The organism is Vulcanisaeta distributa DSM 14429 (assembly GCF_000148385.1).
In the GTDB taxonomy this organism is placed as follows: Archaea; Thermoproteota; Thermoprotei; order Thermoproteales; family Thermocladiaceae; genus Vulcanisaeta; species Vulcanisaeta distributa.
Window position 1 is genome coordinate 43,351 of the sequence record NC_014537.1, and the last position, 26,665, is coordinate 70,015.

At 44.1% G+C, this 26,665-nt stretch carries 22 protein-coding genes and 2 tRNA genes; 19 read left to right on the top strand and 5 right to left on the bottom strand.

All coding sequences use genetic code 11. From position 1 onward, the window contains the following. The first annotated feature begins 3 nt into the window (after positions 1–3). On the top strand, positions 4–2,436 hold the full coding sequence (locus tag VDIS_RS00240; protein ID WP_013335189.1) for a valine--tRNA ligase: 2,433 nt from the start codon (positions 4–6) through the stop codon (positions 2,434–2,436). On the opposite strand, the gene VDIS_RS00245 is transcribed toward VDIS_RS00240, so the two are convergent. Beyond that, positions 2,429–3,550 carry an MFS transporter gene (locus tag VDIS_RS00245; RefSeq protein ID WP_013335190.1) on the bottom strand — a complete coding sequence of 374 codons (1,122 nt, stop codon included), beginning with the start codon at positions 3,548–3,550 and terminating at the stop codon, positions 2,429–2,431. The two genes, VDIS_RS00240 and VDIS_RS00245, sit on opposite strands and share 8 nt — an antisense overlap. 56 nt (positions 3,551–3,606) lie before the next feature. Here VDIS_RS00245 and VDIS_RS00250 point away from each other — a divergent pair, with 56 nt between their 5' ends. The 9 genes from VDIS_RS00250 (at position 3,607) to VDIS_RS00290 (ending at position 10,105) form a co-directional block, all read left to right on the top strand. Beyond that, positions 3,607–3,885: an elongation factor 1-beta gene (locus VDIS_RS00250; protein WP_013335191.1), complete on the top strand. Its 279-nt coding sequence runs from the start codon at positions 3,607–3,609 to the stop codon at positions 3,883–3,885. A gap of 80 nt (positions 3,886–3,965) precedes the next feature. Then, a complete protein-coding gene (locus VDIS_RS00255; RefSeq protein ID WP_013335192.1) occupies positions 3,966–6,179 on the top strand; it encodes a CDC48 family AAA ATPase in 2,214 nt (737 codons plus the stop codon). A 49-nt stretch (positions 6,180–6,228) separates the two neighbouring features. After that, positions 6,229–6,456 (top strand): hypothetical protein, encoded by a 228-nt coding sequence (locus VDIS_RS00260; RefSeq protein WP_013335193.1) that lies wholly within the window; start codon positions 6,229–6,231, stop codon positions 6,454–6,456. A 51-nt stretch (positions 6,457–6,507) separates the two neighbouring features. Further along, positions 6,508–7,557, top strand: a complete 1,050-nt coding sequence (gene fen / locus VDIS_RS00265) for a flap endonuclease-1 (protein WP_013335194.1) — start codon at positions 6,508–6,510, stop codon at positions 7,555–7,557. A 42-nt stretch (positions 7,558–7,599) separates the two neighbouring features. Beyond that, positions 7,600–8,814, top strand: coding sequence for an NADH-quinone oxidoreductase subunit NuoH (gene nuoH, locus VDIS_RS00270; protein ID WP_013335195.1), 1,215 nt, complete (start codon positions 7,600–7,602; stop codon positions 8,812–8,814). 162 nt (positions 8,815–8,976) lie between these two features. Then, entirely contained in the window at positions 8,977–9,183 is a 207-nt protein-coding gene (locus VDIS_RS00275; RefSeq protein ID WP_013335196.1) for a hypothetical protein, read from the top strand. Positions 9,184–9,252: 69 nt separating this feature from the next. Beyond that, a complete protein-coding gene (locus VDIS_RS00280) occupies positions 9,253–9,627 on the top strand; it encodes a hypothetical protein (RefSeq protein WP_013335197.1) in 375 nt (124 codons plus the stop codon). Continuing rightward, on the top strand, positions 9,620–10,027 hold the full coding sequence (locus VDIS_RS00285) for a hypothetical protein (RefSeq protein WP_013335198.1): 408 nt from the start codon (positions 9,620–9,622) through the stop codon (positions 10,025–10,027). Before VDIS_RS00280 ends, VDIS_RS00285 begins: the two co-directional genes overlap by 8 nt. After that, a tRNA-Glu gene (locus VDIS_RS00290) sits at positions 10,028–10,105 on the top strand. A gap of 365 nt (positions 10,106–10,470) precedes the next feature. Here VDIS_RS00290 and VDIS_RS00295 read toward each other — a convergent pair. Beyond that, positions 10,471–11,169, bottom strand: a complete 699-nt coding sequence (locus tag VDIS_RS00295; protein ID WP_013335199.1) for a hypothetical protein — start codon at positions 11,167–11,169, stop codon at positions 10,471–10,473. A gap of 278 nt (positions 11,170–11,447) precedes the next feature. Between VDIS_RS00295 and VDIS_RS00300 the strand changes: the two genes are divergently transcribed. From VDIS_RS00300 to VDIS_RS00325, 6 genes are all read left to right on the top strand, one after another. Then, a complete protein-coding gene (locus VDIS_RS00300) occupies positions 11,448–12,560 on the top strand; it encodes a saccharopine dehydrogenase family protein (RefSeq protein ID WP_013335200.1) in 1,113 nt (370 codons plus the stop codon). A 68-nt stretch (positions 12,561–12,628) separates the two neighbouring features. After that, positions 12,629–14,434, top strand: a complete 1,806-nt coding sequence (locus VDIS_RS00305) for an APC family permease (protein WP_013335201.1) — start codon at positions 12,629–12,631, stop codon at positions 14,432–14,434. 383 nt (positions 14,435–14,817) lie between these two features. Beyond that, complete coding sequence (locus VDIS_RS00310) at positions 14,818–16,704, top strand: APC family permease (protein WP_013335202.1); 1,887 nt, start codon at positions 14,818–14,820, stop codon at positions 16,702–16,704. An 84-nt stretch (positions 16,705–16,788) separates the two neighbouring features. Further along, entirely contained in the window at positions 16,789–18,243 is a 1,455-nt protein-coding gene (locus VDIS_RS00315; protein WP_013335203.1) for a dihydrolipoyl dehydrogenase, read from the top strand. A gap of 106 nt (positions 18,244–18,349) precedes the next feature. Continuing rightward, positions 18,350–18,679, top strand: coding sequence for a DUF2175 domain-containing protein (locus VDIS_RS00320; protein ID WP_013335204.1), 330 nt, complete (start codon positions 18,350–18,352; stop codon positions 18,677–18,679). Between the two features lie 56 nt (positions 18,680–18,735). Next, on the top strand, positions 18,736–19,872 hold the full coding sequence (locus VDIS_RS00325; protein WP_013335205.1) for an AAA family ATPase: 1,137 nt from the start codon (positions 18,736–18,738) through the stop codon (positions 19,870–19,872). A gap of 8 nt (positions 19,873–19,880) precedes the next feature. On the opposite strand, the gene VDIS_RS00330 is transcribed toward VDIS_RS00325, so the two are convergent. From VDIS_RS00330 to VDIS_RS00340, 3 genes are read right to left on the bottom strand one after another with little or no spacing between them, the layout of a single operon-like run. Then, complete coding sequence (locus VDIS_RS00330) at positions 19,881–20,240, bottom strand: hypothetical protein (protein ID WP_245522529.1); 360 nt, start codon at positions 20,238–20,240, stop codon at positions 19,881–19,883. 5 nt (positions 20,241–20,245) lie between these two features. Continuing rightward, positions 20,246–21,430 (bottom strand): glycosyltransferase family 2 protein, encoded by a 1,185-nt coding sequence (locus VDIS_RS00335; RefSeq protein WP_013335207.1) that lies wholly within the window; start codon positions 21,428–21,430, stop codon positions 20,246–20,248. Between the two features lie 32 nt (positions 21,431–21,462). Beyond that, positions 21,463–22,398, bottom strand: a complete 936-nt coding sequence (locus VDIS_RS00340) for an NAD(P)-dependent oxidoreductase (RefSeq protein WP_148678138.1) — start codon at positions 22,396–22,398, stop codon at positions 21,463–21,465. A gap of 46 nt (positions 22,399–22,444) precedes the next feature. On the opposite strand from VDIS_RS00340, the gene VDIS_RS00345 reads away from it, so the two are divergent. The 3 genes from VDIS_RS00345 (at position 22,445) to VDIS_RS00355 (ending at position 26,450) form a co-directional block, all read left to right on the top strand. After that, positions 22,445–24,121: an MFS transporter gene (locus VDIS_RS00345; protein WP_013335209.1), complete on the top strand. Its 1,677-nt coding sequence runs from the start codon at positions 22,445–22,447 to the stop codon at positions 24,119–24,121. A gap of 65 nt (positions 24,122–24,186) precedes the next feature. Further along, positions 24,187–24,264: transfer RNA gene (locus VDIS_RS00350), tRNA-Val, on the top strand. Positions 24,265–24,395: 131 nt separating this feature from the next. Then, entirely contained in the window at positions 24,396–26,450 is a 2,055-nt protein-coding gene (locus tag VDIS_RS00355) for a Sip1-related alpha-galactosidase (RefSeq protein ID WP_013335210.1), read from the top strand. Positions 26,451–26,665 lie beyond the last annotated feature (215 nt).

Here is a 26,665-nt window from a genome sequence, read left to right on the forward strand (position 1 = left end):
GGTATGGAGTTTAAACCCAGGCTTCAGGAGAAGAGATGGGATATCTCAAAGGAGGTAGAGTTGATTAGGAAGTGGGAGGAGGAGGGTTTATTTGATGTTAATATTGATGAAAAGAGACCAACAATAGTAATTGACACGCCACCGCCATACCCATCAGGGAGGCCTCACATAGGTGGCATAGCGCATTATGCCCAAATCGACATGATTGCCAGGTTCTTCAGGATGAGGGGTTACAATGTAATATTCCCATTCTATGCCGATAGAAATGGATTGCCCGTTGAGGTCCAGGTGGAGAAGACGTATGGTATAAACATGTATGAAGTGCCTAGGGAGAAGTTCCTTGAGCTGTGTAGGAAGTTCCTTGATGAGTATGAAGGCGAATTCGTGAGTATATTTAGGCGTTGGGGTGGTTCCTTCAGTTATTGGAGGAATGGCACGGATAGTGAGGAGTACAGGAGGGTTACGCAAGAGACGTTCATTAACCTATGGAATAGGGGCTTGATTTACGAGGCGAGTAGGCCAACCCTATGGTGTCCAAGGTGTAGGACTGCGTTGGCCGAGGCTGAGGTTGAGTATAGGGAGGAGGACTCGTACCTAAACTACATCAAGTTTAGGGTTAAGGAGACCGGTGAGGACATAATCATAGCGACCACAAGGCCTGAGTTATTACCAGCCACTGTTGCCGTCGCCTTCAACCCAGGCGATAATAGGTATAAGAGGTTGGAGGGTTTACACGCCATTGTTCCTCCATTAAACCAGGAGGTCCCCATCGTATCACATCCATCGGTTAAGCCCGACTTCGGCACGGGCCTTGAGATGATAAGTACATTTGGCGATACTCGGGATTTGATGGTTGTTAATGAGTTGAAACTGCCCATGAAGATCATTGTTAATCCAGATGGCACATTGAATGAGTTGGCAGGTAAGTATAAGGGGCTGAATGTTAGGGAGGTTAGGGAAGTGATAATTAAGGACCTTCAGGAGGCTGGTCTGCTCGTTAAGAGGGAGCCTCTTAGACATACAATACCAATTTGCTGGAGGTGTAAGACACCAATAGAAATAATAGTGACTAGGGAGTACTTCCTAAAGCAACTTCAGTTTAAGGATGAACTAATAAAGCTTGTGCAGAACGAGATGATTATTAAACCGCCCGAATACGCACAGACACTTATTGATTGGATTAGGTCTCTCGAGTTTGACTGGCCCATATCGAGGCGTAGATACTACGGTACCGAGATACCAATTTGGTACTGCATTGATGAGGAGGGTAATGCGAAACCCATTGTTCCAAAGCCAGGTAAGTACTATAGGCCGTGGAAGGACGAACCACCACCCGAGGTTAAGGAGCAGTGCCCAAGCGGTAAATTGGTGGGTGAGGATAGGGTGTTGGATACTTGGTTTGACTCATCAATATCCTGGATATACGCCACAGGCTACACCAAGCCCAATATAAGGGTTTTCGAGAAGGTTTACCCACACAGCATACTTAGACCCCAGGGCTATGACATAATCAGGACTTGGCTGTACTACTCCGTGGTTAGGGCATACCTACTCTACGGTAAGCCGCCCTTTAAGTACGTTAGGATAAGCGGCATGGGACTTGATGAGAAGGGCGAGGCCATGCACAAATCCAAGGGTAATATAATAGACCCAATACCGCCAGTGGAGAAGTACGGCGCCGATGCGGCGAGGTTCTGGGCTGCTGCGTCAGCGAAGCTCGGTAGTGATTATAGGTATAGCGAGCAATTAATAAGGACAGGCCACGACTTCGCGGTTAAGTTATGGAATATTGCTAGGTTCGTTTCCTCATTCCCCGAGGTTAATGATAATTATGAATTAACACCACTAGACCTAATGATATTGGCTAAGTTGAACGAAGTTGTTAGGGCCTCCTTAAACGCGTATAATGAGTTTGATGTTTACGTACCCATCAACACGCTTTACGACTTTACATGGCACGTCTTTGCCGATCACTATCTTGAGGCTGTTAAGTCGAGGGCCTATAATAGGGATGGCCTATTCACGGAGAAGCAGCAGAGGGGCGCCTGGTTCACGCTATATAAGGTCTTGAAGACGGTGCTTAAGCTCCTCGCACCCATAATGCCCTTTGTGACGGACCAAATATGGAGGAGCCTATACGGTGAGTCAATACATAGGCAGTTGATTGAGGATCCAGATCCAAGATTCGATAATAAGGAATATCTCAACATGCTTGAGCCATTCATGGAGTTCAACAGGGCAATATGGACGTATAAGAATAAGTCTGGTTTAAGCCTTAATGAGCCCATTGACGGGGTCATATACGCACCTGAGGTCCTTAAGCCCCTGGAGCTTGAGCTAAAGGCTATGCATAAGATTAGGGAGATTAGGTTCGGGAAACCCGTGGGGAACTACGAGGTATTGAGTGAATCACCACCAGTATACCTTGTTAAGTAATTCTTTTGTAAAATAATAAGGTTGCTCCAATGATCACCAACGCTGCCGATGCAATACCTATAATTAGTAATGTTTCTGGAAAGTCGTAATACTGAAGTAGGAAACCTATTACATAGGGTGATATCGAACCACCTAATTGACTCATGAAATTAAGAAACCCACTCGTCGCGCCAATGTTAGTCGTGAGTCTCGAAATCGCGATTGAGGGTGCCGCGTAAAAACCGTAGAAGAAGCCCAGGAGTAGCATTAGGAATGCCAGTAGGTATAAAATTGATAGCCTGGGTATAACCGAGACTATTATCGCTAATAATAATGAGGATAAGATACTCGGTAATGCATACCCCACCCTATCACCAAGGTATCCGCCAATCACGGCACCCACAGACCCCATTATGGACGCTAGGAAGGCATAAAAGCCGCTAAATGATGGTGAAACCTTAAGCACATGAACAACGTAGTAAGTTGACCAACTAAGGAAACCAAGGTATGAGAAGCCCGAGGATAATCTAATGAACCCCATGCCAAGTATCCTCAGGTTACCAGGACCAATGTAAATAGTACCACCAACCCTACCACGCCTTGGTACCTTAGCCACTGGTATTATTGATGAAATGACGATGATAGAGTATGCAATGAACGGTATGAATCTATTTATCGAGAATAATAGTGGTGATATCATTATTGAGACCGATGATGCCAGGAAGAACATGCTCTGGTAAATACCCGCGCCAAGACCTCCCCTGCTATAATTCGATAATACCATGCTTATCAGTGCCACGTAAGCTATCGCGAGTAGCGAACCCATGATGAACTGAACAATTAATAATAGGTAGTATTGGTTGATTATGATTGGGTAGAGGACATTAATTATTGAGATTAGTATTAGTACGTAAATTACGACGTTATACCCATACTTATCAACTATTAATCCGCCTATGACTTGGAATATCGTATAGCCCACCCAGAGGGCTGAAATTATTAAGCCCCCCATCACAGTATTAATGCCATTCAGCCCAATTAGGTATGGTAGTAGTGATGGTATGGAGAACCTCACGAGTACCACGGAGAAGAAGGCTAGTGATGCTATTAGTACTATTGTCAGTCCCCTCTCCATTCATATTATCGTCCATAGAAGGGTTAATAAATGCTTAATTTTACCACGCCAATACTATGGCAGAGGTATACCTTGTCTATAGGGTTACGCCGAGTAAGTCGGACGTTAATTATGAGGAGCTGAAGAATGAAATAAAGAAGGCTCTCGAGCCTAAGTACAAGGTGGATAAGGTTGAGGAGGAGGACATAGGCTTCGGCATTAAGGCGCTTAGGGTCTACATAAGGATGCCTGAGGAATCCGAGGAGCACTCCAGCGATGAGGTTGAGAACATACTAAGTGGGATTGAGGGCATTGGCAGTATTGAGCTTGAGTACTTCACCAGGCTCGGCTTCTAAGCGTTGAACTCAAAATAAGTCAGTGAAAACTAATAACGCAATAAGTTTTTTAATTCCACGAGTAATAAGGGAGTAGGAGTATGATGGAGGGTAGTCATGCTGATGAGTGGATTGAATTGATAGTTAAGGAGGCGAAGCAGAGGGATGCCCAGAGGCCCATTGTTAGGGTTGATCCTGAGGTCATGAGGAATTACGGCATTGAGCCAGGCATGATACTACTCATTGAGGGTAAGAGGAGGACTGCGGCTAAGGTTTGGTACGGGCTTCCTGAGGATGAGGGTAAGGGCATCATTAGGATGAACGCCATCATTAGGAAGAACGCGAATGTGGAGATTGACCAAAAGGTTAGGGTTAAGAAGGTTGAGGCGAAGAGGGCTAATACCATTAAGCTCGCACCTGTCAACATGACGATAAGCGTTGATCAGAACTTCGTACAATACACAAAGCAGAAGCTTAGGGATTACGTACTAATGGAGGGCGACTTAGTGCAGATACAGGTGCTCGGTCAACCACTAACATTCCAAGTCGTGCAGGCCAAACCAAATGATGCACCAGTGATAATTGATGAGGATACCAACTTGATGATTTACGAGAAGCCCGTTGAGAACGTTAACATACCAAGGGTTACTTGGGAAGACATTGGAGACTTAAAGGAGGCCAAGGAGAAGATTAGGGAGCTTGTTGAGTTACCGCTTAAGCATCCAGAGATATTTGAATACCTTGGTATTGAGCCTCCTAAGGGCGTTTTACTCATTGGTCCCCCTGGAACTGGTAAGACCTTACTGGCTAAGGCGGTTGCGACTGAGACTAATGCGTACTTCATAGCCATTAATGGCCCCGAGATAGTCTCGAAGTATTATGGTGAGTCTGAGGCTAAGTTGAGGGAGATTTTTGAGGAGGCTAAGAAGAATGCTCCTGCCATTATTTTTATTGATGAGATTGATGCTATTGCTCCGAAGAGGGAGGAGGTTACGGGTGAGGTGGAGAAGAGGATTGTGGCGCAGTTATTGACGCTCATGGATGGTTTGCAGGAAAGAGGCCAGGTAATCGTAATAGGAGCAACCAACAGACCAGAAGCCGTAGACCCAGCACTAAGAAGACCAGGAAGATTCGACAGAGAGATCTGGATTAATCCACCGGATACTGAGGGTAGGTACGAAATACTCCAGGTACACACGAGGAACATGCCACTTGCTAAGGATGTCGACTTAAGGAAGTTGGCTGAGATAACCTATGGCTATACCGGCGCCGATATTGCGGCCTTGGCTAGGGAGGCTGCGATGAGAGCCTTGAGGAAGGCTCTTCAGTCCGGTATCCTGGATGTTAATAAGGAGGATGAGGAGATTAGGAAGGATCTTGAGAAGATCAAGGTCACGATGAACGACTTCCTCGAGGCCATGAGGGAGATTGTACCCAGCGCACTCAGGGAGATTCATATCGAGATTCCAAAGGTTAGGTGGAGCGATATTGGTGGCCTTGAGGAGGTTAAGCAGGAGCTTAGGGAGGCCATTGAGTGGCCGTTGAAGTACCCGGAGAGGTTTAGGAAGATGGGTATTAAGCCTCCTAAGGGTATTTTGTTGTTTGGTCCTCCTGGTACTGGTAAGACTCTTTTGGCTAAGGCTGTGGCTACGGAGAGTAATGCGAATTTTATTGCTGTTCGTGGTCCTGAAATACTGAGCAAGTGGTTCGGAGAAAGCGAGAGAGCAATCAGGGAAATATTCAAAAAAGCAAGAATGGCAGCACCATGCGTAATATTCTTCGACGAAATAGACGCAATAGCACCAGCAAGGGGTTATGCGGAGGATTCACCTGCAATGGATAGGATAGTGGCGCAGTTGTTGGCTGAGATGGATGGCGTGTCGAGGCTTGATAACGTGGTTGTTATAGCCGCAACGAATAGGCCCGACATCGTTGACCCAGCACTACTTAGACCGGGCAGGTTCGATAGGATAATTTACGTGCCACCGCCAGACCTTAGGGCTAGGTTCGAAATACTCAAGATACATACCAAGAACATGCCACTTGCTAAGGATGTTGACTTAATGGAGTTGGCGAAGATGACTGAGGGATACACTGGTGCGGATATTGAGCTTTTGGCTAGGGAGGCAGGTTTATTAGCCATGAGGGAGGTGAATGGCGCTGGTGAGGTATCAATGAAGCACTTCATTGAGGCCATGAAGAAGATTAAGCCGTCAATAACGCCTGAGATGATTAAGTTCTATGAGGCCTGGTACGAGAGAATGAAGCAGACGTTGGCGCGTGAGAGGCAGAGGGCGCCAACGCTCTATGTGTAGGGATTAAAAATAAAACATTCCTCACAAGCAATAACCTGGTTCAGGAAATATGAGAAGGCCTGTGCCCATTGAGGCTTTGATCATGGATTTAATAAGGGATAAGGGCGACATGTGGTTTAATGACCTAATGCAGGCGCTGAGGGCTTGGTATCCAGACGTTACGGAGAAGGAGGTTTTAATGGCATTAATGAGGCTTGAGCTCAGTAGGTTGATAATCGTTCAGAAGGTTGTTAGGAAGGATGGGGCTACGTACCATATAAGGGTTGTTAAGGATTAATTAGGGAAAGAGATAAATGGCTTGCTTCATAAGTTTAGTTGGGTTACCTAAATGGGCGTTACTGAGCTCGGTAAGTTAATTCCAGAGGGTGTCAGAAAGACCGTAGAGTTCACCCAATTATCAAATAGGATAGTGGCATTGGATGCGTATAATGCACTTTATCAATTCCTAGCGTCAATTAGGCAGCCGGATGGTACACCACTCATGGATTCCAAGGGGAGAATAACGAGCCACCTGAGCGGATTATTATACCGAACAATAAACTTTCTTGAGAATAGGATATGGCCTGTGTACGTATTTGATGGTAAGCCACCTGAGGAGAAGACGCTGGAGATTGCGAGGAGGAGGAAGGTTAGGGAGGAGGCCATGGATAAGTGGGTTAAGTTGCTTGAGGAGGGTAAGAGGGAGGAGGCTAGGAAGTACGCGCAGAGGGCGTTGTTTCTAACTGATGATATGGTTGAGGATGCAAAGAAGCTACTGAGGTTAATGGGCATACCAGTGGTTCAGGCAATGGCTGATGGTGAGGCTCAGGCAGCTGTAATAGCCAGGGAGGGCAAGGCCTGGGCCGCGGGTAGTCAGGACTATGACTCATTACTGTTCGGAGCACCCAGGTTAGTCAGGAACCTCGCCATAACCGGGCGTAGGAAATTACCGAATAAGGATGAGTACATCGAGATTAAACCCGAGATAATAGAACTCAATGAGGTTCTTAAGGCATTGAAGCTTAAGGACAGGACGCAGTTAATAGACTTGGCAATACTCCTCGGGACCGACCTAAACCCAGATGGCGTGCCAGGCATTGGGCCGCAGAGAGCCCTTAGGCTGATCCAGGAATTTGGCGGCCTTGAGAAGTTACTCCAGGGCCCATTAAAGAATGCGCAATTCCCAACGGACCCACTAAAGATACGTGATTACTTCCTAAATCCGCCATACAACCCGAATTATAAAATAGAATTTGGGCAACCCGATGAGAGAGGGATAGTTGAGTTCCTGGTTCACGAGCATGACTTCAATGAGGAGAGGGTTAGGAATGCAATCGAGAGGCTTAAGAAGGCCATGGGTAAGAGGAGGGAGTCAACCCTTGACTCATTCTTTGGATAATCCATTGGTGGGTTAAGCTTAAAATAATCAAGGACCTTAACCATGCTGGGTACTTACATGGAGCCCGTATTATCAATAATTGGTTCAGCGCTTAGCTGGGTATCCGGCATCATATCATCGGCTATACAATTACTCTATTCAATAATTAATTACATATTATCAAGGCCCGATAATTACATACCATTCCTATGGCCAATAATAAACTTCCTAAACCACGTACCAGTAATAAACATAATAGTGCACCTCATCTTCTGGAGGCCAATATTTGACCTACTCTTTGTACCTGGCCTAGTTTCGGTGACGATAGCTCTGATCTTCATAATATGGTTTGAGAGAAAGATAACGGCTAAGGTGCAATGGAGGATTGGGCCACTTGAGGTTTCTAGGCCAATAGGCGGTTTTCTCCAACCATTTGCAGACCTATTTAGGTATACGTTTCAGGAGTTTGTGGTCCCTATCCATGCGGATAGGAATTACTTCATTCACGCACCAGCCATAGCATTCATACTATCGACACTACCCATATTCTTCATACCGGTCGGTCCAAGGCAATTTACACTCCCAAATGGCGCAATGATTGAGGGTATTTACGGCGTTTACACGGGCTATGATGTACTGATTGCATTGGCATTAATAACGTTATTTAATATAGCGATAATATTGATTGGTTGGGCTAGTAATGATAGGTTCACGTACATAGGGACGGTGAGGGAGGCATTATTATACACGGGTTATGAGGCGATACTCATATTATCAGCCGTTGCAATACTCCTAATTTACGGAACGGCAGACCCATTCAAGATAGTCGACTGGCAGGTAACGCACCTGCCGGGCATAATAGCAAACCCACTTGCATTCCTCGCCTTCCTAATAGCCACGTTGATGGCCACGTCAAGGTTCCCCTTCGAAATACCAGAGGCTGATACGGAAATAGTCCTTGGCCCATACACGGAATATAGCGGTATTGTGTATGGCTTAGTAATGACGATGAGTTATGAAAAGTTATACGTGTTAAGTCTACTAATGGTTCTATTGTTCCTAGATGGTTGGGCGGGACCATACATACCATATTTCGGAGCTTTGTCACCTGCAATATGGTTTGGTATAAAGACATACATAGTGATGATGATAATGGTTTTCACAAGATCCGTATACGGCAGGTATAGGCCAGATCAGGCGCTGAAAATGAGTTGGTCATCACTGCTCGGGTTAGTAATGGCTGCTTTAATACTCTCCCTCGTAATTAAGGTTTTCTAATTATTTTAAATTTAAATAATGTTTGGTTAAAAATTAAATTTCATGGGAATATTTTAGGGAAATACTCATTAAGTCATTAAAAATATCTTCATCAATAGCCCGATCCATTAACAATTAGGCTAACCACTAAATTAATAAGGAGGCTTTCCAGGACTCAAGACAATGGTCATCTGCCCCGTATGCGGTAAGGAGTATGCAAACTCGAGTTCGCTGCTAAAGCATGTTAAATTGAAGAGTAAGTACGACCCAATGCACATGGCCTTTTGGCTTGAGTTCCAGAAATACATAAGCACACCGAAGGAGGATTGGGCAATGCTAACGAAGACAGACCTATTCAGGGAGTTCCTTCGAGAGAAGGGACTTCTTTAAAACTATTGACCAACACTACATCACTAACTTAACTAATAACCTAATTAATAACGCACTATTAACAATCCCGTGGTTAAGAAAAGGGTTAGGGGAGTTATTCAGGAAGCACTTGATTATCAACTAAATTGGCCAATTAAGTTAAGGGAATTATCAATAAGACTTCAGGATAGATCGTATAGGACGGCTCAAGAGGCGATTAAGTTATACGTTAATGGTTTATTGAGTAAGGATGCCGTTATAGAGATAATAAGGTTAAGTGGTGTTTCGTTGAGCAGATACATGAATCCTAGGAGGTATTTAGTTTATGATGATAATGATGAGGTGATTGAGAATGTAGATGATGTGATAATTAATGAGTTTGACGAGGTTAATGATGATGTTAAGGAGGTTGAGGAGGAGTATGTTGGTCAAAGAATTATTAGGAGGTTGATGGGCAATGATTGATGAGTTAATACGTAAATACGGTAAGTACATGGGAGGGATAGATTATGAGAAGGTGCTAAATGATATAATTAGTGAGGAGGATAGGCTTAGGGAAATAGAGAGGAGACTAATAGGCATTGAGACAGGGCGGCAGACGAATTATGAGAAATTGAGGGAGCTCGAGAAGAGACAATTAATCCTAAAATACATAGAACTAAAGAATCAGGAAAGGAATATGCTCGAATTAATTAAGGAGCTGAAGCTAAAGGGATATACGAAGACCGAGGTAACAAAGGCAATAAGGAGATTAAGGAGGATAAGAAGGCAAATACGCATGATAAAACGTGAATTAAAATTAATAAATGAAGAACCTACAAACACAACAAAAGACTTAAAAACCGACGTATTTAATGAGCAATGAGCCCCGGTCGTATAGCCCGGTCAAGTATGCGGGCCTCTCGAGCCCGTGACCCGGGTTCAAATCCCGGCCGGGGCACCAGAGTTGCATTTAATCCTTCCTAGATCATTGCTGTGATCAGTTACATTTCAATTTAATGTCCAATTATGCAAGGCATATATACGTGCATGGATGACGCATCGCCCAGGGAGCACATAGTTGACCGTTAATAACAAGCAGAAACTTAAGCGAAAAATACTGACCTGCCTAGACAATAAGCTATGAAGGCATGTACGAATAGTATTCGAAGTTGAATAATGGAGTATTGTATACGTGTTTCAGTAAGTTCTTTATTGTCCGTTATTAATGGGGCTTTGGATATGAGGAAGGATATACAATGGCTAGTGGTGGGCTAGTTATATGCGTATAAACCCTGGATAATCACTACTTTAAAGTTGCCTTACTAATTAGTTATTCCATAAAGAAGGAGACCAGTTATATCCTGCACTATTAACCTGTGTAGTGAAATAAGCTCTAACGCTTTGTACAATGCTCTGCATCGTGAAATTCAATGCTCCCCCATAACCTATTGAATTGTACGCGAACATAATACTATATGGTATTATTCCATTACTCATTATTACTACTGCTCCTCCAGTAAATATTGGGTTTTGTACGTATTGTTGAAGGTTCGTTACTTCTTGCAATACCGTTCCCATTCCTGGTTGGTACCATATGTTTGCTAATCCAAGTGCTATTGTTGGTTCATTATAGCTAGCACTATCCAACAGTACCGTGTTTCCCTGCACGGGTATCTGTACTACCCGGGTTGAGTTTCCAATAATGACCTCGTAACTCAGCGGTATGAATAGCTGACCATTAATTATAGTCCCCATATTCCGCTGATTAAACGAATTAATCTCACTCACCGCTTGATTCAACGCATTACTTTGTACCTTGTACGTTACCAAGTCATGCGGGTCGCCATTGAGGTCGTAGTAAAGTAATTCATACTGCCCATTGCCAATGGGCATTAGGAATACGTAGGGTGCATTAATGGTTAGGTATGTCATTGATGGTCTCAAGATGAGTAGGTAAGCCAGGAGAACCACGGCAATGGCTACAACAACGGCAGTTACAACATCAACAACCAAAACCCTAACCATCAAACAGGACAAAGGAAAAAGACTAAAACCTTGCTCAACAATGCAGACATTGGTTGTTCAATCAGCACGGTTAGCCCATAAGCATTATTGGTAACCTAAGCAATGGGCTTAGGCAGCGACACCTTGACAAGTCCTCGAGAAATCGGCGAATACGTGGTAATTCACTAGAGGAAGTAGCAAAAACATGCGCATAAACGATGAGGATAGTGCGACTTAATAAGCTTCCGTCATATGTTCGTTACATATAAAGCTTAAAATCAACACTTACTCGTTATCTCGTGGTTTCAATAGGTATTGTTGGTTTGGGTCCGATGGGTCGTGCAATTGCTTATTACTTGGCTAGGCATACGGGCCATGTCGTTAATGGTTATGATGTTAGTGATGAGGCAGTCAGTGAGGCTAAGCGATTGGGCATTAATAATGCGGTTAAGGCTGATGCCAGGAATTATGAGGATCTGAAACGTATTGCAGGCGAGAATGACGTGATTGTCAGCGCAGTCCCGCAGTCAATAGCCGATCAGGTGGTCCTTAGACTTCATGAGCTTGGTAAACCCGTTATTGACTTAATATTCATGTGGAAGTACAATGAGGATTTAGCCCGTAAGTTAGTCAGTGGTCCCATTATTATCCCGGCCTGTGGTTGGGCTCCAGGACTGACTAACTTACTCGCTATGGCGGCTGCCAATGAGCTTGAGGTTGTTGAGGAGGTGGGTATACATGTCGGTGGTAACCCGGTTGATCCAAAGCCACCACTTTACTACGAGCTTCTCTTCTCCCTTGAGAGTACGGTTGATGAGTACGTTAGGTCTGCAACGATTATTAAGGATGGTAGGGTCGTCGGTGTTGAGCCGCTTGCGGAGATCTTTGACTTTAGGACTTGGCTCGTTAATGGCGAGTTCGCGGAGTTTTATACGGATGGTTTAAGTACATTGCTTGTAACATTACCCAAGTATTTTAAGACCCTGAGGAATGTTTACGAGAGGACTATTAGGTGGAGGAGACATTTGGAAATTATGAGGGTTCTCAGGGACCTTGGGCTTTTGAGTGATGTAGAGACTGCGAAGTATGTGCTCTCTAAGTCATTAAGACCCGGGATAAACGACTTCTCAATAATGGTTGTTGAGGCTAAGGGTAAAATAAGCGGTGATTACGCCGTGGTTAAGTTCGAAAGTGTTGACTATGCCCAGGGAGGCTTCACATCAATGGCTAGACTCACAGGCTTCACCGCGGCCATCATAGCCGACTTAGTGGCCAGGGGTGAAATAAGGGGTGAGGGGTTAACACCAATTGAGGAGGCGTACATAAGAAATAGGTCCATATTAAGCCAAGTAGTAAATGCGCTGAAGATGGAGAACGTAAAAATATATAAAACAAAGACAATGATAGAATAATAAATAGATTAAATAGATACTAGATAATGATAAAATTTATATCCTAATTTAATCAAATTTAAATTAATATGACGTCAAGTACTCAATCTCAGGTTAGGCTTAGGAGAGCTTTAACCATGACTGATTATTTCATGTTAGCATTCACGGGTATGGTCGGTAGTGGTTGGTTATTCGCAGCATTAGGTGCTTCTGGTGCCATGGGACCTGCATCTCTCCTCTCTTGGATAATAGCTGGTGTATTCTTCATATTCATGGTATTCCCCTTCGCAGAACTTGGTGGTCTTTTCCCATTCAGTGGCTCTCTAGCTAGGTATAACCATTATAGTCACGGAACAATTAGTAACTACTTACTAGCCTGGGCATATACGTTGGGTGCGATTACCACGGTTAGCGTCGAGGCAGTAGCCATTGTTGAATACGCCAGCTATTACATACCGCAGTTTTGGAATTCAACTATTGGAGTATTGACACCGCTTGGTTTAGCCGTAGCAGCATTGTTAGTATTGGTCTTTCTCGCAATTCAATTAATTGGTGTAAATGTTTATGGCTGGTTTAATAGATTCATAACTGCCTGGAAAATAATAATACCTGGCTTAACAATAATATTATTAATTGCATTATACTTTCACCCGGACTATGTAATTGGTAAGTTACCGGGTGGTTTTGCGCCATATGGTTACTCAGTGGTCTTTTCCGGTATGATTACCACAGGTATTGTTTGGGCATACGAGGGGTTTAGACAAGGTCTTGAGTATGCCGGTGAAGGCAAGAATCCGCAAAGAGATGCGCCGTTAGGGACGATACTTGCATTGATATCCGTGATAATACTTTACATATTACTTGAAATTGCATTTATAGGGGCAATTAATTGGGAGGCGGCTGGTGTGAAACCTGGTGATTGGCAGTCACTTGCGTCAAGTAGTTGGCAAGCCCATCCATTTGCCAGTGAGGCCATGGCAACCGGGATACCGATATTAATGGGTCTTGCTGTATTACTTTTAATTGATGCCGCCATATCACCTGCTGGAACCTTAGCTGTCTTTCTTGGGACTAGCGGTAGGAATTTATATGGTATGTCTAGGGTTGGTTATATACCTGAATTCTTTTCACGAATACACAGAAAGTTCCAGACGCCCTGGATAGCCCTCATAATTGCCGCAGTAATAGGTATAGCGTTTATGGCGCCATTCCCAACCTGGTATACAATAATGTCATATTCTGCCGTGATGACAGTTTATGGCTATTTACAAGTTGGCATAACCAATCATGCACTTAGGAAGTTGGCTCCTGACTTAAAGAGACCGTTTAACCCACCGGCTTGGTACGTATTCTACCCGCTTAGCTTCGTCGTTGCATCACTGCTTATTTATTGGTCTGGCTGGTCATACGTCAACGCAATAATAGCGGGTGTTATACTCGGATTCCCACTATTGCTTCTCGGTCCATATAGGTCAGAAATTAAGTTGACACGTGCAGCATCTGTGATATTTGCGGTGGTTTACTGGGTAACTTCATCATTATTAATTGCCGGTTGGTACCTCAATTGGTTTGCTAGCTTAGGCGTGATCACATCATTCGCCGTTTACTGGACATTAATATCCCTAATTCAGGTGTTGAGCCTGTTTTACCTATGGTTTAAGTCAAGGCACCCAGACGTTAAGGCTGCCCTCTGGGTACCAATATACAACATATTGCTAGGCGTAATATCGTACATAGGCTCATTGGGTCCACTATCAACGCCATTAATACCATACCCATGGGACTACATAACATTTGCAATACTGAGCTTAGTAGTCTACTTCATAGCAATAAATCTAGCCTACGAAACAAAGGATCTAAGGCAGATAAAAGAGAAGGGGTTACCAATAGAATAAATAGAAGTAAATAGATACGATAAAGATTAAACCGTGATCTTTTATTTTTCTATTAATCAAATGATAATGATTATTTTTCTATTTAATCAATAAATTTAGCATAAAATATAAATTTTAAATTTATTCTTAAGCATATTATTTAATTTATAACTTTAATTTATTATTAAAATAATTTATTGACTTTGTCAATTATTGGACATTTTATGTACTAAGGAATACTTATGGCTAATTTGGACCTGGTTTTTCTCTATTTTTCCTTATTTTCTATTTCTAATATTTGTTATCTATATATTAGTACGTAGGAAAAATAATAATGTTTATCATAATTTTTTACTATTCTATAAGGAGGAAATACTTTAAAAGATCATTATGAAGATAATTCCATGGTGAACCCACCTGAGGCAGGGCCTGAGGTTGGTGAAAAGAAGGCTATTCAAAGCGATAAACAGTTAAGGAGGGCGTTGAACCAGTGGGATATAGCCTTCCTAGTTGTAGGCGCCATGATTGGTAGTGGTTGGTTATTTGGTTCACTTGGCGCGGCTGCCACGGCGGGTCCTGCCGCCATTCTCTCTTGGCTAATTGCTGGGTTCCTAATGATATTCATAGCATTGGCCTACGCGGAGATTGGCGGCATGCTGCCTAAGAGTGGTGGTATTGTTAGATATCCTCAGTATACCCATGGCGGCTTTGCGTCGTTTATAATGGGTTGGGCGTACTTCCTAAGCGCGGTCACTGTTGCTCCATCAGAGGCCATAGCTGCCGTGACCTACATGTCAAGTTACTTACCACAGCTAATGTCCAATGGCTTATTAACGCCATTGGGTACGTTGGTGGCCGCTGCTTTGGTTGTATTCTTCTTCCTTCTTAATTGGTATGGTGTTCATGTTATGGGTAAGACGAACACGGCCGTTGGTTGGTGGAAACTAATAATACCATCCCTAACCTTCATTTTACTCATGGCACTAGCCATGCACACAGTTAATTACTCAGGGCTCGCTGGCGGTTTTATACCGTATGGCTGGTCAGAAGTCTTCCTGGCAATACCAACCACTGGCATAGCCTATGCATACCTGGGCTTTAGGCAGGGCATTGATTACAGCGGTGAGGCTAGGAAGGCGACTGACGTAGTTTGGGGTACAATACTCGGTTATGTAATTGTGATGTTCATTTACGTAATGCTCCAGGTGGCATTTATAGGTGCAGTTAATTGGAGCGCCGCTAAGGTAAGTCCAGGCAATTGGCAGGCCTTATCATCCTCAGTATTAAGTAGTGGTCCATTCTATGAGATTATGGCCACCAGTGGCGTAGCAATACTTGCCGGCTTCGCAGTAATACTATTAATAGATGCCATAATCTCACCATCAGGTACTGGCTGGATATACATAGGCACAACGGCGAGGACAATATATGGCATGGCGGCTGATGGTCACCTACCATCTGCGTTCCTAAAGCTAAATAGACATAAGATCCCACTTTGGCCGACAATTGCTGCCTTAGTACTTGGACTATTATTCCTGTTGCCATTCCCGACTTGGTTTGCGATATCCTCATTTATAACAACAACTACTGTGTTCACGTACATAATCGGCGGGCCATCATTAATGACCCTCAGGAGGACTGCACCAAATGCTAACAGGCCAATTAAATTGCCTGCTGCGTCGGTGATTGGTGCCATAGCCACAATAGCGGCCTTCCTAATTGTCTACTGGTCAACCTTCTACTATCTATGGTTTGCAATAGCCCTAATACTTGCCGGCTTACCGCTATTCTACATGTACACAATGGTCAATAGGTATGGGGCAAGCAGAACCGCTGGCATTGTATCTGGGATAATATACTGGGTCGTACTTATCGTAGCCACATACTACCTGATATACCTCCCATTCGCAGCACCCACTGGGTGGCCTGCCTCATTACCAGTCACAATGCTCAAATTACAGCCGACGCATATAGTAGATTTTGTTAGTTATGTCGTGGTAATGATAGCCATGGTTGTTGGATTTACGCTGTACGTGGCCTCTACGGCTAGGGATCGTGAGATAGCGATGAAGCATGTGAAGGCTGGTTGGTGGGTTGTGGCAACAATATTCTCGGCATTCATACTATCATTCCTAGGCTCCTTCAGCGTCTTCGAGACACCTATAATACCATTCCCGTGGGACACCATAATAGCTGCACTTGTGGCTCTTGGACTATATCTCTACGGCTCATATAGTGGAATTCTCACTGAGGACTTAGTTGTTGCGTTGAGAGAGCTTGGGGGTGTTTAGTGCTTGAGACCTAAAATTATTTTGTTTGATCTGTCAAATTTTTGACTTAAAAACAAATAAATCCAGCGCTTTTTTGTCATATTCGTGCTTGGAAAATACCCAGTATTCCCACCCACGGACCCTGAGTTTGAGGACCCACCAAAGTTAGATAAGTATGATGTTGTTGTTATAGGCGGTGGCGGAGGTGGTTATCATGGAGCCTTTGAGTTGAGTAAGGGTGGTCTTAAGGTTTTGATGGTTGATGATAAGGGAAATCTTGGCGGTAACTGCCTGTACGAGGGTTGTATACCGTCTAAGTCGGTTTACATGACGATATACCTAATGGAGAAGATAAGGGGTATACTAAATAGTGTTGGTAATAAGGACATAAATGCGGTTAGGGTTCTTTGGGAGAACGCGATTGATCATAAGGATAACGTCCAATACATTAGGTACTTACAGCACATTAGGGAGATTAAGGGGCACGAGAATGTGGACTTCGTTAAGGGCATTGCGGAGGTTATTGATGAGCATAGGGTTAGGGTTAGGGCTATTGATGGTTCCTGGACTAAGGATGTTGAGGCGAGACAACTGCTGATAGCAACCGGGTCAGTGCCGATTAAAATACCTGTACCTGGTGCTGACCTTGCCATTGGAAGCCAGGAATTATTTGGTTATAAGACGAGTTATAGGAAGATACCGAATGACGTTGTGATTATAGGCGGTGGTTACATAGGTGTTGAGGTTGCATCAGTACTTGGTTCCATGGGTATCAAGGCAACGATAGTTGAGATGTTGCCTAGGATATTAACTGGTTGGGATAATGACGTTGTCTCTAAGATCGAGGAGAAGCTGAAATCTAAGGGTGTTGAGGTTCTCACGAACTCAAAGGTTATTGGTATTAAGGAGGAGGGTGGGCAAAAGATTGTTGAGTTTGAGAGACCAGATGGCAGTAGGGGTTACGTGGCTGGTTCTGAGGTTATAATGGCGGTTGGTAGGAAGCCTTATGTGGAGGGTCTCGATAAGTTGGGCATTGTTGAGAAGGGGCATGTTGATGTTGAGTCGTCAATGAGGACTAAGGCGCCCAATACTTACGCAGCCGGCGATGTGATTGGTAAGTACATGCTTTATCATGCAGCTGTTAAGGAGTCCGTGGTCGCGGCATGGAATATACTCCACGGCAAGCCCATTTATGAAGTCAACTTCAACTCAATACCAATGGCAATATTCACAGAACCCGAAGCGGCAATGGTCGGTTTAAACGAGGATGCTGCTAAGGCTAGAGGTATTAATTATGTAACTGTGTCATACCCGCTTGAGGATGATGCATACGCCCAAATAATGGGTGTTAGGGAGGGTTGGGTTAAGTTGATTATTGAGAGGGAGAGCCAGAGGATTATTGGTGGTGTTGTTTATGGTGAAGCTGCTTCGCTAATAATTAATGAGATAGCATTGGCGGTATCCGTGAATGCCAGGGTTAAGGACATAGCACTACTTGCGCATCAGCATCCAACAATATTCGAGGCCATCGATAGGGCGGCCATTAGGTTCTCACTGTGATTATATATTCATAACTATTTATAATTATTTAAAAGAATAATTATATATTCACTTAATTTAGAAGCCAACTAAGGGAAATTAAATCCATGAGTATGGCGGAAAATGTATGAGCAGGAAAATCTGGAAGTGCTATAGGTGCGGTGAGGAGGTTGTTGAAGGTATGAAGTTCACGTTCACTAAACAAGGTCCAATTCATTGGGAGTGCTTTAGGGCTGAGGTCAGGGATAGGTTCAATGGAAGTATCCCTGAGGACGTGAATATAATGCTTGAGTTATTGGATTATCTGGCGGATGGTATTGTTAAGATCAAGGAGCTTGAAACCAGGGCTTCCTCAGACGAGTTAAGGCAGGTACTCATGGCCAGGAGGAAGATTATTGAGGGTGAAATGGCTAAGTTAATGAGTGAATTGAATAAAGTGCTTTATGGAAGTGCTTGATCATATCTTAGTATTTATGAGGAACGTTTAAATTCTAGTACTTAACGTATTAAATCGTGAGTGAGAACTATTTTGATAGGATTAGGAATGTTTATGCGAAATTGAATAGTATGTTCTTTAAGTATGAGAATGAGGTCCTTGGGGCATTAATGGCTACCTTGTCCAGGGAGAATTACCTACTAGTTGGTCCGCCAGGTACTGCAAAAACAACGTTGGTATACGCATTATCTAAACTGCTAAATGCCAAGTGGTTTTATAGGCAGTTAACGAAGTTTACGGATCTCGAGGAGATCCTAGGCCCAATAAACATTGCTAAGCTTTTGGATGGTAAGGTGGAGAGGATATACGCGAACTCAATAGTGGAGAGCGAGTTTGCACTGCTTGATGAGATATTCAATGCATCAAGCGCCATATTGAACACGCTATTATCCATACTCAATGAGAGGGTCGTTTATGATGGTGAAAAGGTGGTCCCAGTGAGGACCTGGACAGTCTTTGGCGCAAGCAATAGGATTCCCGATGAGGAGGAGTTACAGGCGCTCTATGATAGGTTCCCGCTAAGGGTCTTCACCGAGTGGGTTAGCCCTGATGATACTGAGCCATTGATAATAAAGGGTTGGGAGTTAAGGATGGACCTGGAAAGGATGGAGCCCCTGGCTACCATGGACGACGTACAAGCCGTTAATAAGATAATTACGCAATACGTTTATGACCACATAAAGGATATATCAAAGATCATAAGCCCAATAATAGCCAATTACGTTGAGCACATACCGATTAGTAATAGGACTAGGGTTAAGGTGCCAATGTACGTAGCCACGTACTTAATGCTCCACGGCATAGACATAGGCCGTGCTGAATTAACACCATCACTGTTAAGGGTGGGTACGATAAAGGTGCTTAGATACTTAGTTAATAATAAGGATCAATTAAATGAATATACATCATTCGCAACAGTACATATGCCAGAGGACTTGTTAAGACTAAGCGAGCTGCTCAGTGAGGCAAAGGCCCTAATAAATAATGAGGTTTATGATGAAGCAAGACAAAGAATAAGGGATGCCAAGGAGCTACTAAACCAGATAAGGAGTAAGTGGGATGCGGTAATGGTTAAGTTGTATACCGATGAGATAAATGAATTGGAGGATTTACTAAAGAAGCTAGAGGAGGCATTAAGCGAGAGTAGGCGTTAATTTATGGTTTACCTACGTAATCGTAATATATCACGTATAATGGATATAACGGCATTCATAAGCCTAGGCGGCGCATTGTATAATCTCATATCCGTTAATACATCGCTTAATAATTCATTTAATTCCTCAACAATGACACCAGAACCCTCCAATTCCCTTAACTCCTGACCCAACACCCTAAGGTATATGTACGAGACCACAAAAAACCTGGACCTAAAGTCATCACCCTCACTTGGTGGGCAATTAAGCATGTTAATAGGCTCTTCCCTGCAAATCTCATTAATGTCAATACCAAGTTCCCTCAGGTAGTTAATCAATAATTGTGGTTCCCTTACCATAGCCCAGAAGGATTCCCTGACATTAACCACAAAGGTCACTCAAGCGGTCTCTCCTTCATTAATCTTATGGCATCCATCACCGTGAATTCACGGCCCCTCCAATTAATGGATTTAGTAAACATAGTCTTAATTATTGCCAGCCAGGAAAAGTAAACATTCAATATCGAGATTAGTGCCAGGAGCGTTGAATAACCTCTCGTTATGTTAATGCCATAAAATCTGTCAAGGGCCTTAATGCCACTTATCCTAATGTAATCCTTAACCACACCAAAAATAAATGGTAAAAGCCCAGGTACTATGAACCACGCATTAATGAATGAGAGGGCTATGGCTATGGGCAGCGTAACTACATACAATGTGTAGGATGCGGCATATAGCAGGAATCCCCTAAATCCGTAAACCCTGACATACCACAACTGCCTAACAGACCAGGTAAAGGCCTCCTTAATGCTTACATCCTCGAGCGTCAGGACTAGGGACTCAGGGACAAAGTCTATGGCTAAGCCCTCCCTATGTACGAAGTGCGTGATTACATAATCATCACTCAGGTAATAAGGCAGGTAATCACGGATCCTCCACTTATCCAATATCCATTTCCAAATAGCCGTGGAGCCACCCCAGGTGAACCTAGCCACAGGGTTCTGCATCGCCGTGATACCAATCATGTTAAAGCTAGCCCTTAATAATGAACCAAGGCTAAGCCTCCTGAGTGGTACGTAGAATCTATACGTTGTGGCGGCGCCCGAGCCTTTAACCAGCGAGGATACCAAGTTCCTAAGCCAATGCCTATGAACAAGGGCATCACTATCGACGAAAACAACAATTTCACCATCTACGTGACTTAAGGCAAAGGCCAAGGCCTCACCCTTACTACGTCCACCCCTGTTAATTAATACCGAGGCATCAACATTAAACCCTTTAATCAGGTCCTTAATGATGCCGTATGCCGGGTCATCATCGCTATCGAGTACGAAGATGTAATTCCTACGGCCTGGATAATCCTGATCCAAAACACTGGCTATATTACCTTTAATGTTTTGATCCAAGCCTCTCACGGGCATTATCACGGTTACCCAGGGATAATTACCATTAATCAATTCACCAGCCCTCCTCCTACCCCTCCAATACTTAATCTCGAAATATAGGGATAACAATGATGATAATACAGATGCAATAATTATCAATACACCGAGAATTACCAACGCTAATAATATCATCATTAGGGGTTGTTGTGGTAACGATTTTTAAGTTATTACTGCTTGACCAACACTTTCAATACGGCGGCGAAGTCCTCCTCGGAAAGACCCATCCTCTCAGCAATTCTATAGAGCTGAAGGGCTAATGATGCCATCGGTATTGGGACACCGCGTATCGAGGCCTCCCTATTAACTATATCAAGGTCCTTACGCATGTGCTTAAGGGCAAACTGAACCGAGTAATCCCCACTAAGCATTTTGGGGACCTTTAACTCAGACGTCGGTGATCTGGCACTCGATAATTTAGTCAATACGTCTAGGATTACAGAGTCATTGAGACCGAAGGCCTTACCCAACTGAACAACCTCAGCCAAAGCGACGACATACGAACCAAGCAAGGCATTGTTTATTAACTTCGCATATAGCCCGTAGCCATTCGGTCCCACGTGAACTATGGTTTTAGCTGTATACTGTAGGACCTCCCTAGCCCTATTAAACGCCTCATCAGAACCACCAACAAGCACCACTATCTCCTTTCTCTCAACGGCTATGGACGTACCAATCACTGGGGCATCAACCATTTCACTACCCCTGGACTTAATGGTATTGGCGAGTTCTATTGAGACGCTTGGCGATATCGTAGACATATCAATTACTAAAGAGCCAGGCCTTAAACCACTCAGTACGCCGTCACTGCCCGCAATAACATTTCTAACAGCCTCATCATCGCTAAGCATTGTGATTATTACGTCAGATGCCCTGGCAAGCTCACTCGGTGTCTTAAATGCCTCAACACCAAACTCCCTACTAAACCTCAGGGCTTTATCAAACGTCCTATTATAAACCCCAATTAGTAAGCCCGCATCCCTTAAGTTCTTGGCGATTCTCCAACCCATCACGCCAAGCCCTGCCAGTCCAACCCTAATGTTGGTCATACCACGCCCAGCGTTACTCCCTGGTTTAAATAACAATCTCGGGCTGTAATTATCCATGCATGGAGTAAGTGATTTATAATTTCTAAGTCATAGACATGACCTGATGCGGTATAAGTGGGTTGTCCTGTCTAATACCACCATCGGTACATTACTCGCATTCATGAATAATACAATAGTCATAATCTCATTACCAGCCATATTCAATGGAATTAGGATAAATCCACTAAGTCCAAGCGCATTCCAGTACTTACTATGGGTTTTAATGGGTTATAGCCTAGTCACCGCATCACTCCTAGTCACACTGGGCAGGCTAAGTGATATGTACGGTAGGGTGAGGCTTTACAACCTTGGCTTCCTAATATTCACAATAGGCTCAGTACTACTATACCTCACACCAAACACTGGCTACTTAGGTGCACTGGAGATCATAATCTTTAGGTTAGTCCAAGCCGTGGGCGGCGCATTCCTAATGGTTAATAGCGCTGCCCTACTAACGGATGCATTTCCACCCAATGAAAGGGGCTTTGCATTAGGCACTAACCAGGTGGCTGGCTTGGCTGGTAGCTTAGTCGGGCTAATAATTGGTGGTGTGTTGGCGACCTATGACTGGAGGTACGTATTCCTCGTATCAGTGCCTTTCGGAGTCTTCGGTACCGTATGGAGCTACTTAAGGCTCAGGGAGATTAGGAGACCAATTAGGGAGGAGATTGATTGGCTAGGCAACCTAACATTCGTTGTTGGGCTAACCCTCATCCTACTTGCGCTGACCTATGGACTCGCGCCCTACGGCTCATCACCACTGGGTTGGGACAGCCCATTGGTGTTAGTCTCCTTCGCACTAGGCTTCGCATTCCTAGCATTATTCCCACTCATTGAGACCAGGGTTAAGGCGCCCATGTTCAGGCTTGAGTTATTTCGAATTAGGATGTTTACGGCAGCCACGATAGCGACAACCCTCAGGTTCCTGGCCTATGGAAGCCTAATGATAATGCTAACCCTCTGGCTACAGGCCATTTGGTTACCACTCCATGGAGTACCTTACACCGAGGCACCGCTTTGGGCCGGCATATACCTAATACCATTAATGTTGGGCTTCCTACTTACGGGCCCGGTGAGTGGTTGGCTCTCGGATAGGTATGGGCCCAGGTTATTGGCGACCCTCGGCATGGTCATAATGGGCATTGGCTTCCTAGTCCTAGCCTCAATGCCCTACAACTTCCAGTACTGGGTGTTTGCGCCGGTCATCTTCATGATCGGTGTTGGTAACGGTATGTTCTCATCACCAAACACAGCCTCAATAATGAACAGTGTACCCCCACAGCACAGGGGTGCTGCGAACGGCATGAGGACTACGCTCCAAAACACTGCTCAGGCGATAAGCTTTGCCCTGGCCTTCACAATAGTCATATTGGCATTCACGAATTACCTACCACAGGCACTGGCTAATGCACTGTCCAGTGCGGGGGCCACGGCATTAATACCGTACATAACCAGGATACCACCAACCGTAGCCCTATTCGCGGCATTCCTGGGCTATGACCCAATAAGGACCATGCTCTCAATGATACCGCAAAACATAATAAATGACACACCACAGCAGGCAATAAACACAATAACTAAATTAACCTGGTTCCCAAATGCCATAGCCCCAGCATTCATGGACTCACTACACATCCTCTTCTACATAAGCTCAGCCCTAGCCTTCACAGCGGCAATAGCATCAGCATTGAGAGGACAAATATACATATATGAGGAGGAGCCACAATACGCAAGTAAGTGAGACCAACGTCCCGGCATAGGCAATGAACAAAAAACTTAAATTCTTCATGAAGCCAACAATTACCTGGGCCCGTAGTCTAGCCTGGTTAGGATGTCCGCCTTACGAGCGGGAGGTCCCGGGTTCAAGTCCCGGCGGGCCCACCACACTTATTGCTCCCTATTACTGCTAAGAGTTGGTTGCATTGCTTCATTAAGGGTGCACGCCTCACGAGAATCACCACGTATACCGCATCTAAGGGCGTTGTATTTAATAATTCGAGACTGCCGTGAGTAGTATGTGGACTTTAACTAATAGATCGTTAACCGTGAGGTTTATTAATGGTGAGGAATGCGCATATAAAGTTCTTGAAAGCTCCTTTAAACTATGTGATTCTGAGCTTTCTCTCAATATATTGAGGTATGATTATGGAAGTATAATTGAATTATCAGTAAGATCCGACAAAATCGACCTAAGCGAGTACCCAGTCACAATGGACCTTGACCTTAATGAACAGGCCCAGGGCCTATTAGCTTTAACCCTCCTAAACCTTGCAAGCTCATTCATGGACAGAGCCTTCAATTACTATAATTATATGGCCCAGGGTAAGACGCCGAGATCCGAGCCACCACCCGAAAGGCCTGAGTATCCAGGTAATGCTAACTACGTTGGTAAGTGGGAGCGTGACCCAGTTAATTGTTGGGCGTTCCCGACATTCCCGAGAGGTCCCGATAAAATACCACCTTACACGGTATTTCTATTAACCAAGCTAGGTAATTCATACAGGGCCTACCTAGCGCTGTCCTCAGGTCAATTAACGGGCTTCATAGGACCTGGTCCTAAGCTAATAACGTTCACCGGCAAGCCTAGCCGAAGCATTAAGGGTTGGCCCTTAGTGGTGGGTATTAGTAAGGATCCTTATAATGCTGTTGAGAATGCCGTTAAGTTAGCCTCAATGGTTGCTCCCATTAAGCATAGGAGGAGTAAGGTTAGGCCAAGGTTTATGGTTGGGTTGGGGTGGTGTAGTTGGAATGCCCTACTAACGGAGGATTTGAACCATGAGAGTATCGTGAGAATTATTAAGGGTCTTAGGGATAGGGGAGTGCCAATTAGGTGGGTTTTAATTGATGACGGCTGGCAGGAGTTGAGTAATGGGGTTCTTAACAGTGTTAAGCCGGACCCATCCAAGTTTCCCAAGGGCTTTAGGGCCCTTATAGATGAATTGAAGGCCTTAGGCATCGAGGATGTTGGGTTATGGTTTACAATAAATATGTACTGGAGGGGCGTTACCGAAGACTTTCTGAATTCACTGGGTGTGGAGGGTTATAGGGTGGGTGAGGGTTACGTACCCATACCCAATCTTGAAGGCGCATTTAAACTCTATGATGCCTGGCTGAGATTACTTAAAGCTGAGGGTTTTGGCTTTGTGAAGGTTGATAATCAGTGGATTGTGCATAGGCTTTATTGGGGCCTTGCAAATGATGCCGAGGCCTCTAGGGCCATTGAATTAGCCCTTCAATTAGCTGCCGCCTCAAATGGCTTAGACGTATTGAATTGCATGGATATGGCCCCTGGAAACTACGGTAACTACGCCCTGAGTAATGCCATGAGGATTTCCCAGGACTACATCCCAATGTGGCGTGCAGATGCTAAGTTACATACGTTATGGAGTGTTTACAATAGCCTGCTCTACAGTCACTTTGCGTATCCCGATTATGACATGTGGATGAGTTATGATCAATCAGCCAGGTTAATAGCGGTAACGAGGGTATTCAGTGGAGGTCCCATTTACATCACTGACCGCGAACCAGAAAGAACAAATGTCGAATTAATTAAATGGATCACACTCAGTGATGGTGAGGTTATTAGGGTTGATGAACCTGCACTACCCACGAGAGACATCCTATTTAGGGATCCATACAACGAATCCGTGCTGCTCAAGCTTGCGTCGACAGTTAATGAATACCCGGTGATTGCGTTCATGAACATTAACAGGGATGGGCTAAGGATCAGCGAGAAGTTTAGGTTGGACGAAATGCCCATGAAATTGGGCGGCCAATACGTATACTATAAAGTCATTAGTGGTGAGTGGGGCATTATTGAGGCCAACGGCTCGATTAAGGTTGAATTAAATGAGCTTGAGGTAGAAGTAATAGTACTGGCGCCATTAATTAATGGTAGCAAGGCTGTAATAGGTATGGCAGAGAAGGTATTACCACCATATCCACTGAATCTCATTAAGATAAACGACAGAATTGTGGTGAGGACTAGGGACGAGGGTACACTACTATATGTTAAAGATAATACACTGAGTAGGGTCAATGTTAAAGCTAGCGATATTATTGAGGTTTAATGGGTCATTAGGCTTCCTGAAAAATAACAATGTTAATGTCCTTATAAGCTGGCCAGGTTCAGCAACCAGTGTTTTAGAACTACGTATATCTCAGTGGATCGGTAAGCTCATCAATAGCCTCAGGATATAGTTTTGCTACAATTGAAGCAACATGGTGTCCGAGCCAAATCACAGTAAATGGGACCGTAAAACAATTTAATGGCATATCCGCATCG

Excerpts from the sequence above, each read along its gene's own strand:
- VDIS_RS00260 (WP_013335193.1), top strand. The coding sequence starts at position 6,229 with ATGAGAAGGCCTGTGCCCATTGAGGCTTTGATCATGGATTTAATAAGG.
- VDIS_RS00355 (WP_013335210.1), top strand. The coding sequence starts at position 24,396 with ATGTGGACTTTAACTAATAGATCGTTAACCGTGAGGTTTATTAATGGT.
- VDIS_RS00335 (WP_013335207.1), bottom strand. The coding sequence starts at position 21,430 with ATGATGATATTATTAGCGTTGGTAATTCTCGGTGTATTGATAATTATT.
- VDIS_RS00305 (WP_013335201.1), top strand. The coding sequence starts at position 12,629 with ATGACGTCAAGTACTCAATCTCAGGTTAGGCTTAGGAGAGCTTTAACC.
- VDIS_RS00320 (WP_013335204.1), top strand. The coding sequence starts at position 18,350 with ATGAGCAGGAAAATCTGGAAGTGCTATAGGTGCGGTGAGGAGGTTGTT.
- VDIS_RS00250 (WP_013335191.1), top strand. The coding sequence starts at position 3,607 with ATGGCAGAGGTATACCTTGTCTATAGGGTTACGCCGAGTAAGTCGGAC.
- VDIS_RS00340 (WP_148678138.1), bottom strand. The coding sequence starts at position 22,398 with ATGGATAATTACAGCCCGAGATTGTTATTTAAACCAGGGAGTAACGCT.
- VDIS_RS00285 (WP_013335198.1), top strand. The coding sequence starts at position 9,620 with ATGATTGATGAGTTAATACGTAAATACGGTAAGTACATGGGAGGGATA.
- fen (WP_013335194.1), top strand. The coding sequence starts at position 6,508 with ATGGGCGTTACTGAGCTCGGTAAGTTAATTCCAGAGGGTGTCAGAAAG.
- VDIS_RS00255 (WP_013335192.1), top strand. The coding sequence starts at position 3,966 with ATGATGGAGGGTAGTCATGCTGATGAGTGGATTGAATTGATAGTTAAG.
- VDIS_RS00345 (WP_013335209.1), top strand. The coding sequence starts at position 22,445 with ATGCGGTATAAGTGGGTTGTCCTGTCTAATACCACCATCGGTACATTA.
- nuoH (WP_013335195.1), top strand. The coding sequence starts at position 7,600 with ATGCTGGGTACTTACATGGAGCCCGTATTATCAATAATTGGTTCAGCG.
- VDIS_RS00240 (WP_013335189.1), top strand. The coding sequence starts at position 4 with ATGGAGTTTAAACCCAGGCTTCAGGAGAAGAGATGGGATATCTCAAAG.
- VDIS_RS00295 (WP_013335199.1), bottom strand. The coding sequence starts at position 11,169 with ATGGTTAGGGTTTTGGTTGTTGATGTTGTAACTGCCGTTGTTGTAGCC.
- VDIS_RS00275 (WP_013335196.1), top strand. The coding sequence starts at position 8,977 with ATGGTCATCTGCCCCGTATGCGGTAAGGAGTATGCAAACTCGAGTTCG.
- VDIS_RS00310 (WP_013335202.1), top strand. The coding sequence starts at position 14,818 with ATGGTGAACCCACCTGAGGCAGGGCCTGAGGTTGGTGAAAAGAAGGCT.
- VDIS_RS00245 (WP_013335190.1), bottom strand. The coding sequence starts at position 3,550 with ATGGAGAGGGGACTGACAATAGTACTAATAGCATCACTAGCCTTCTTC.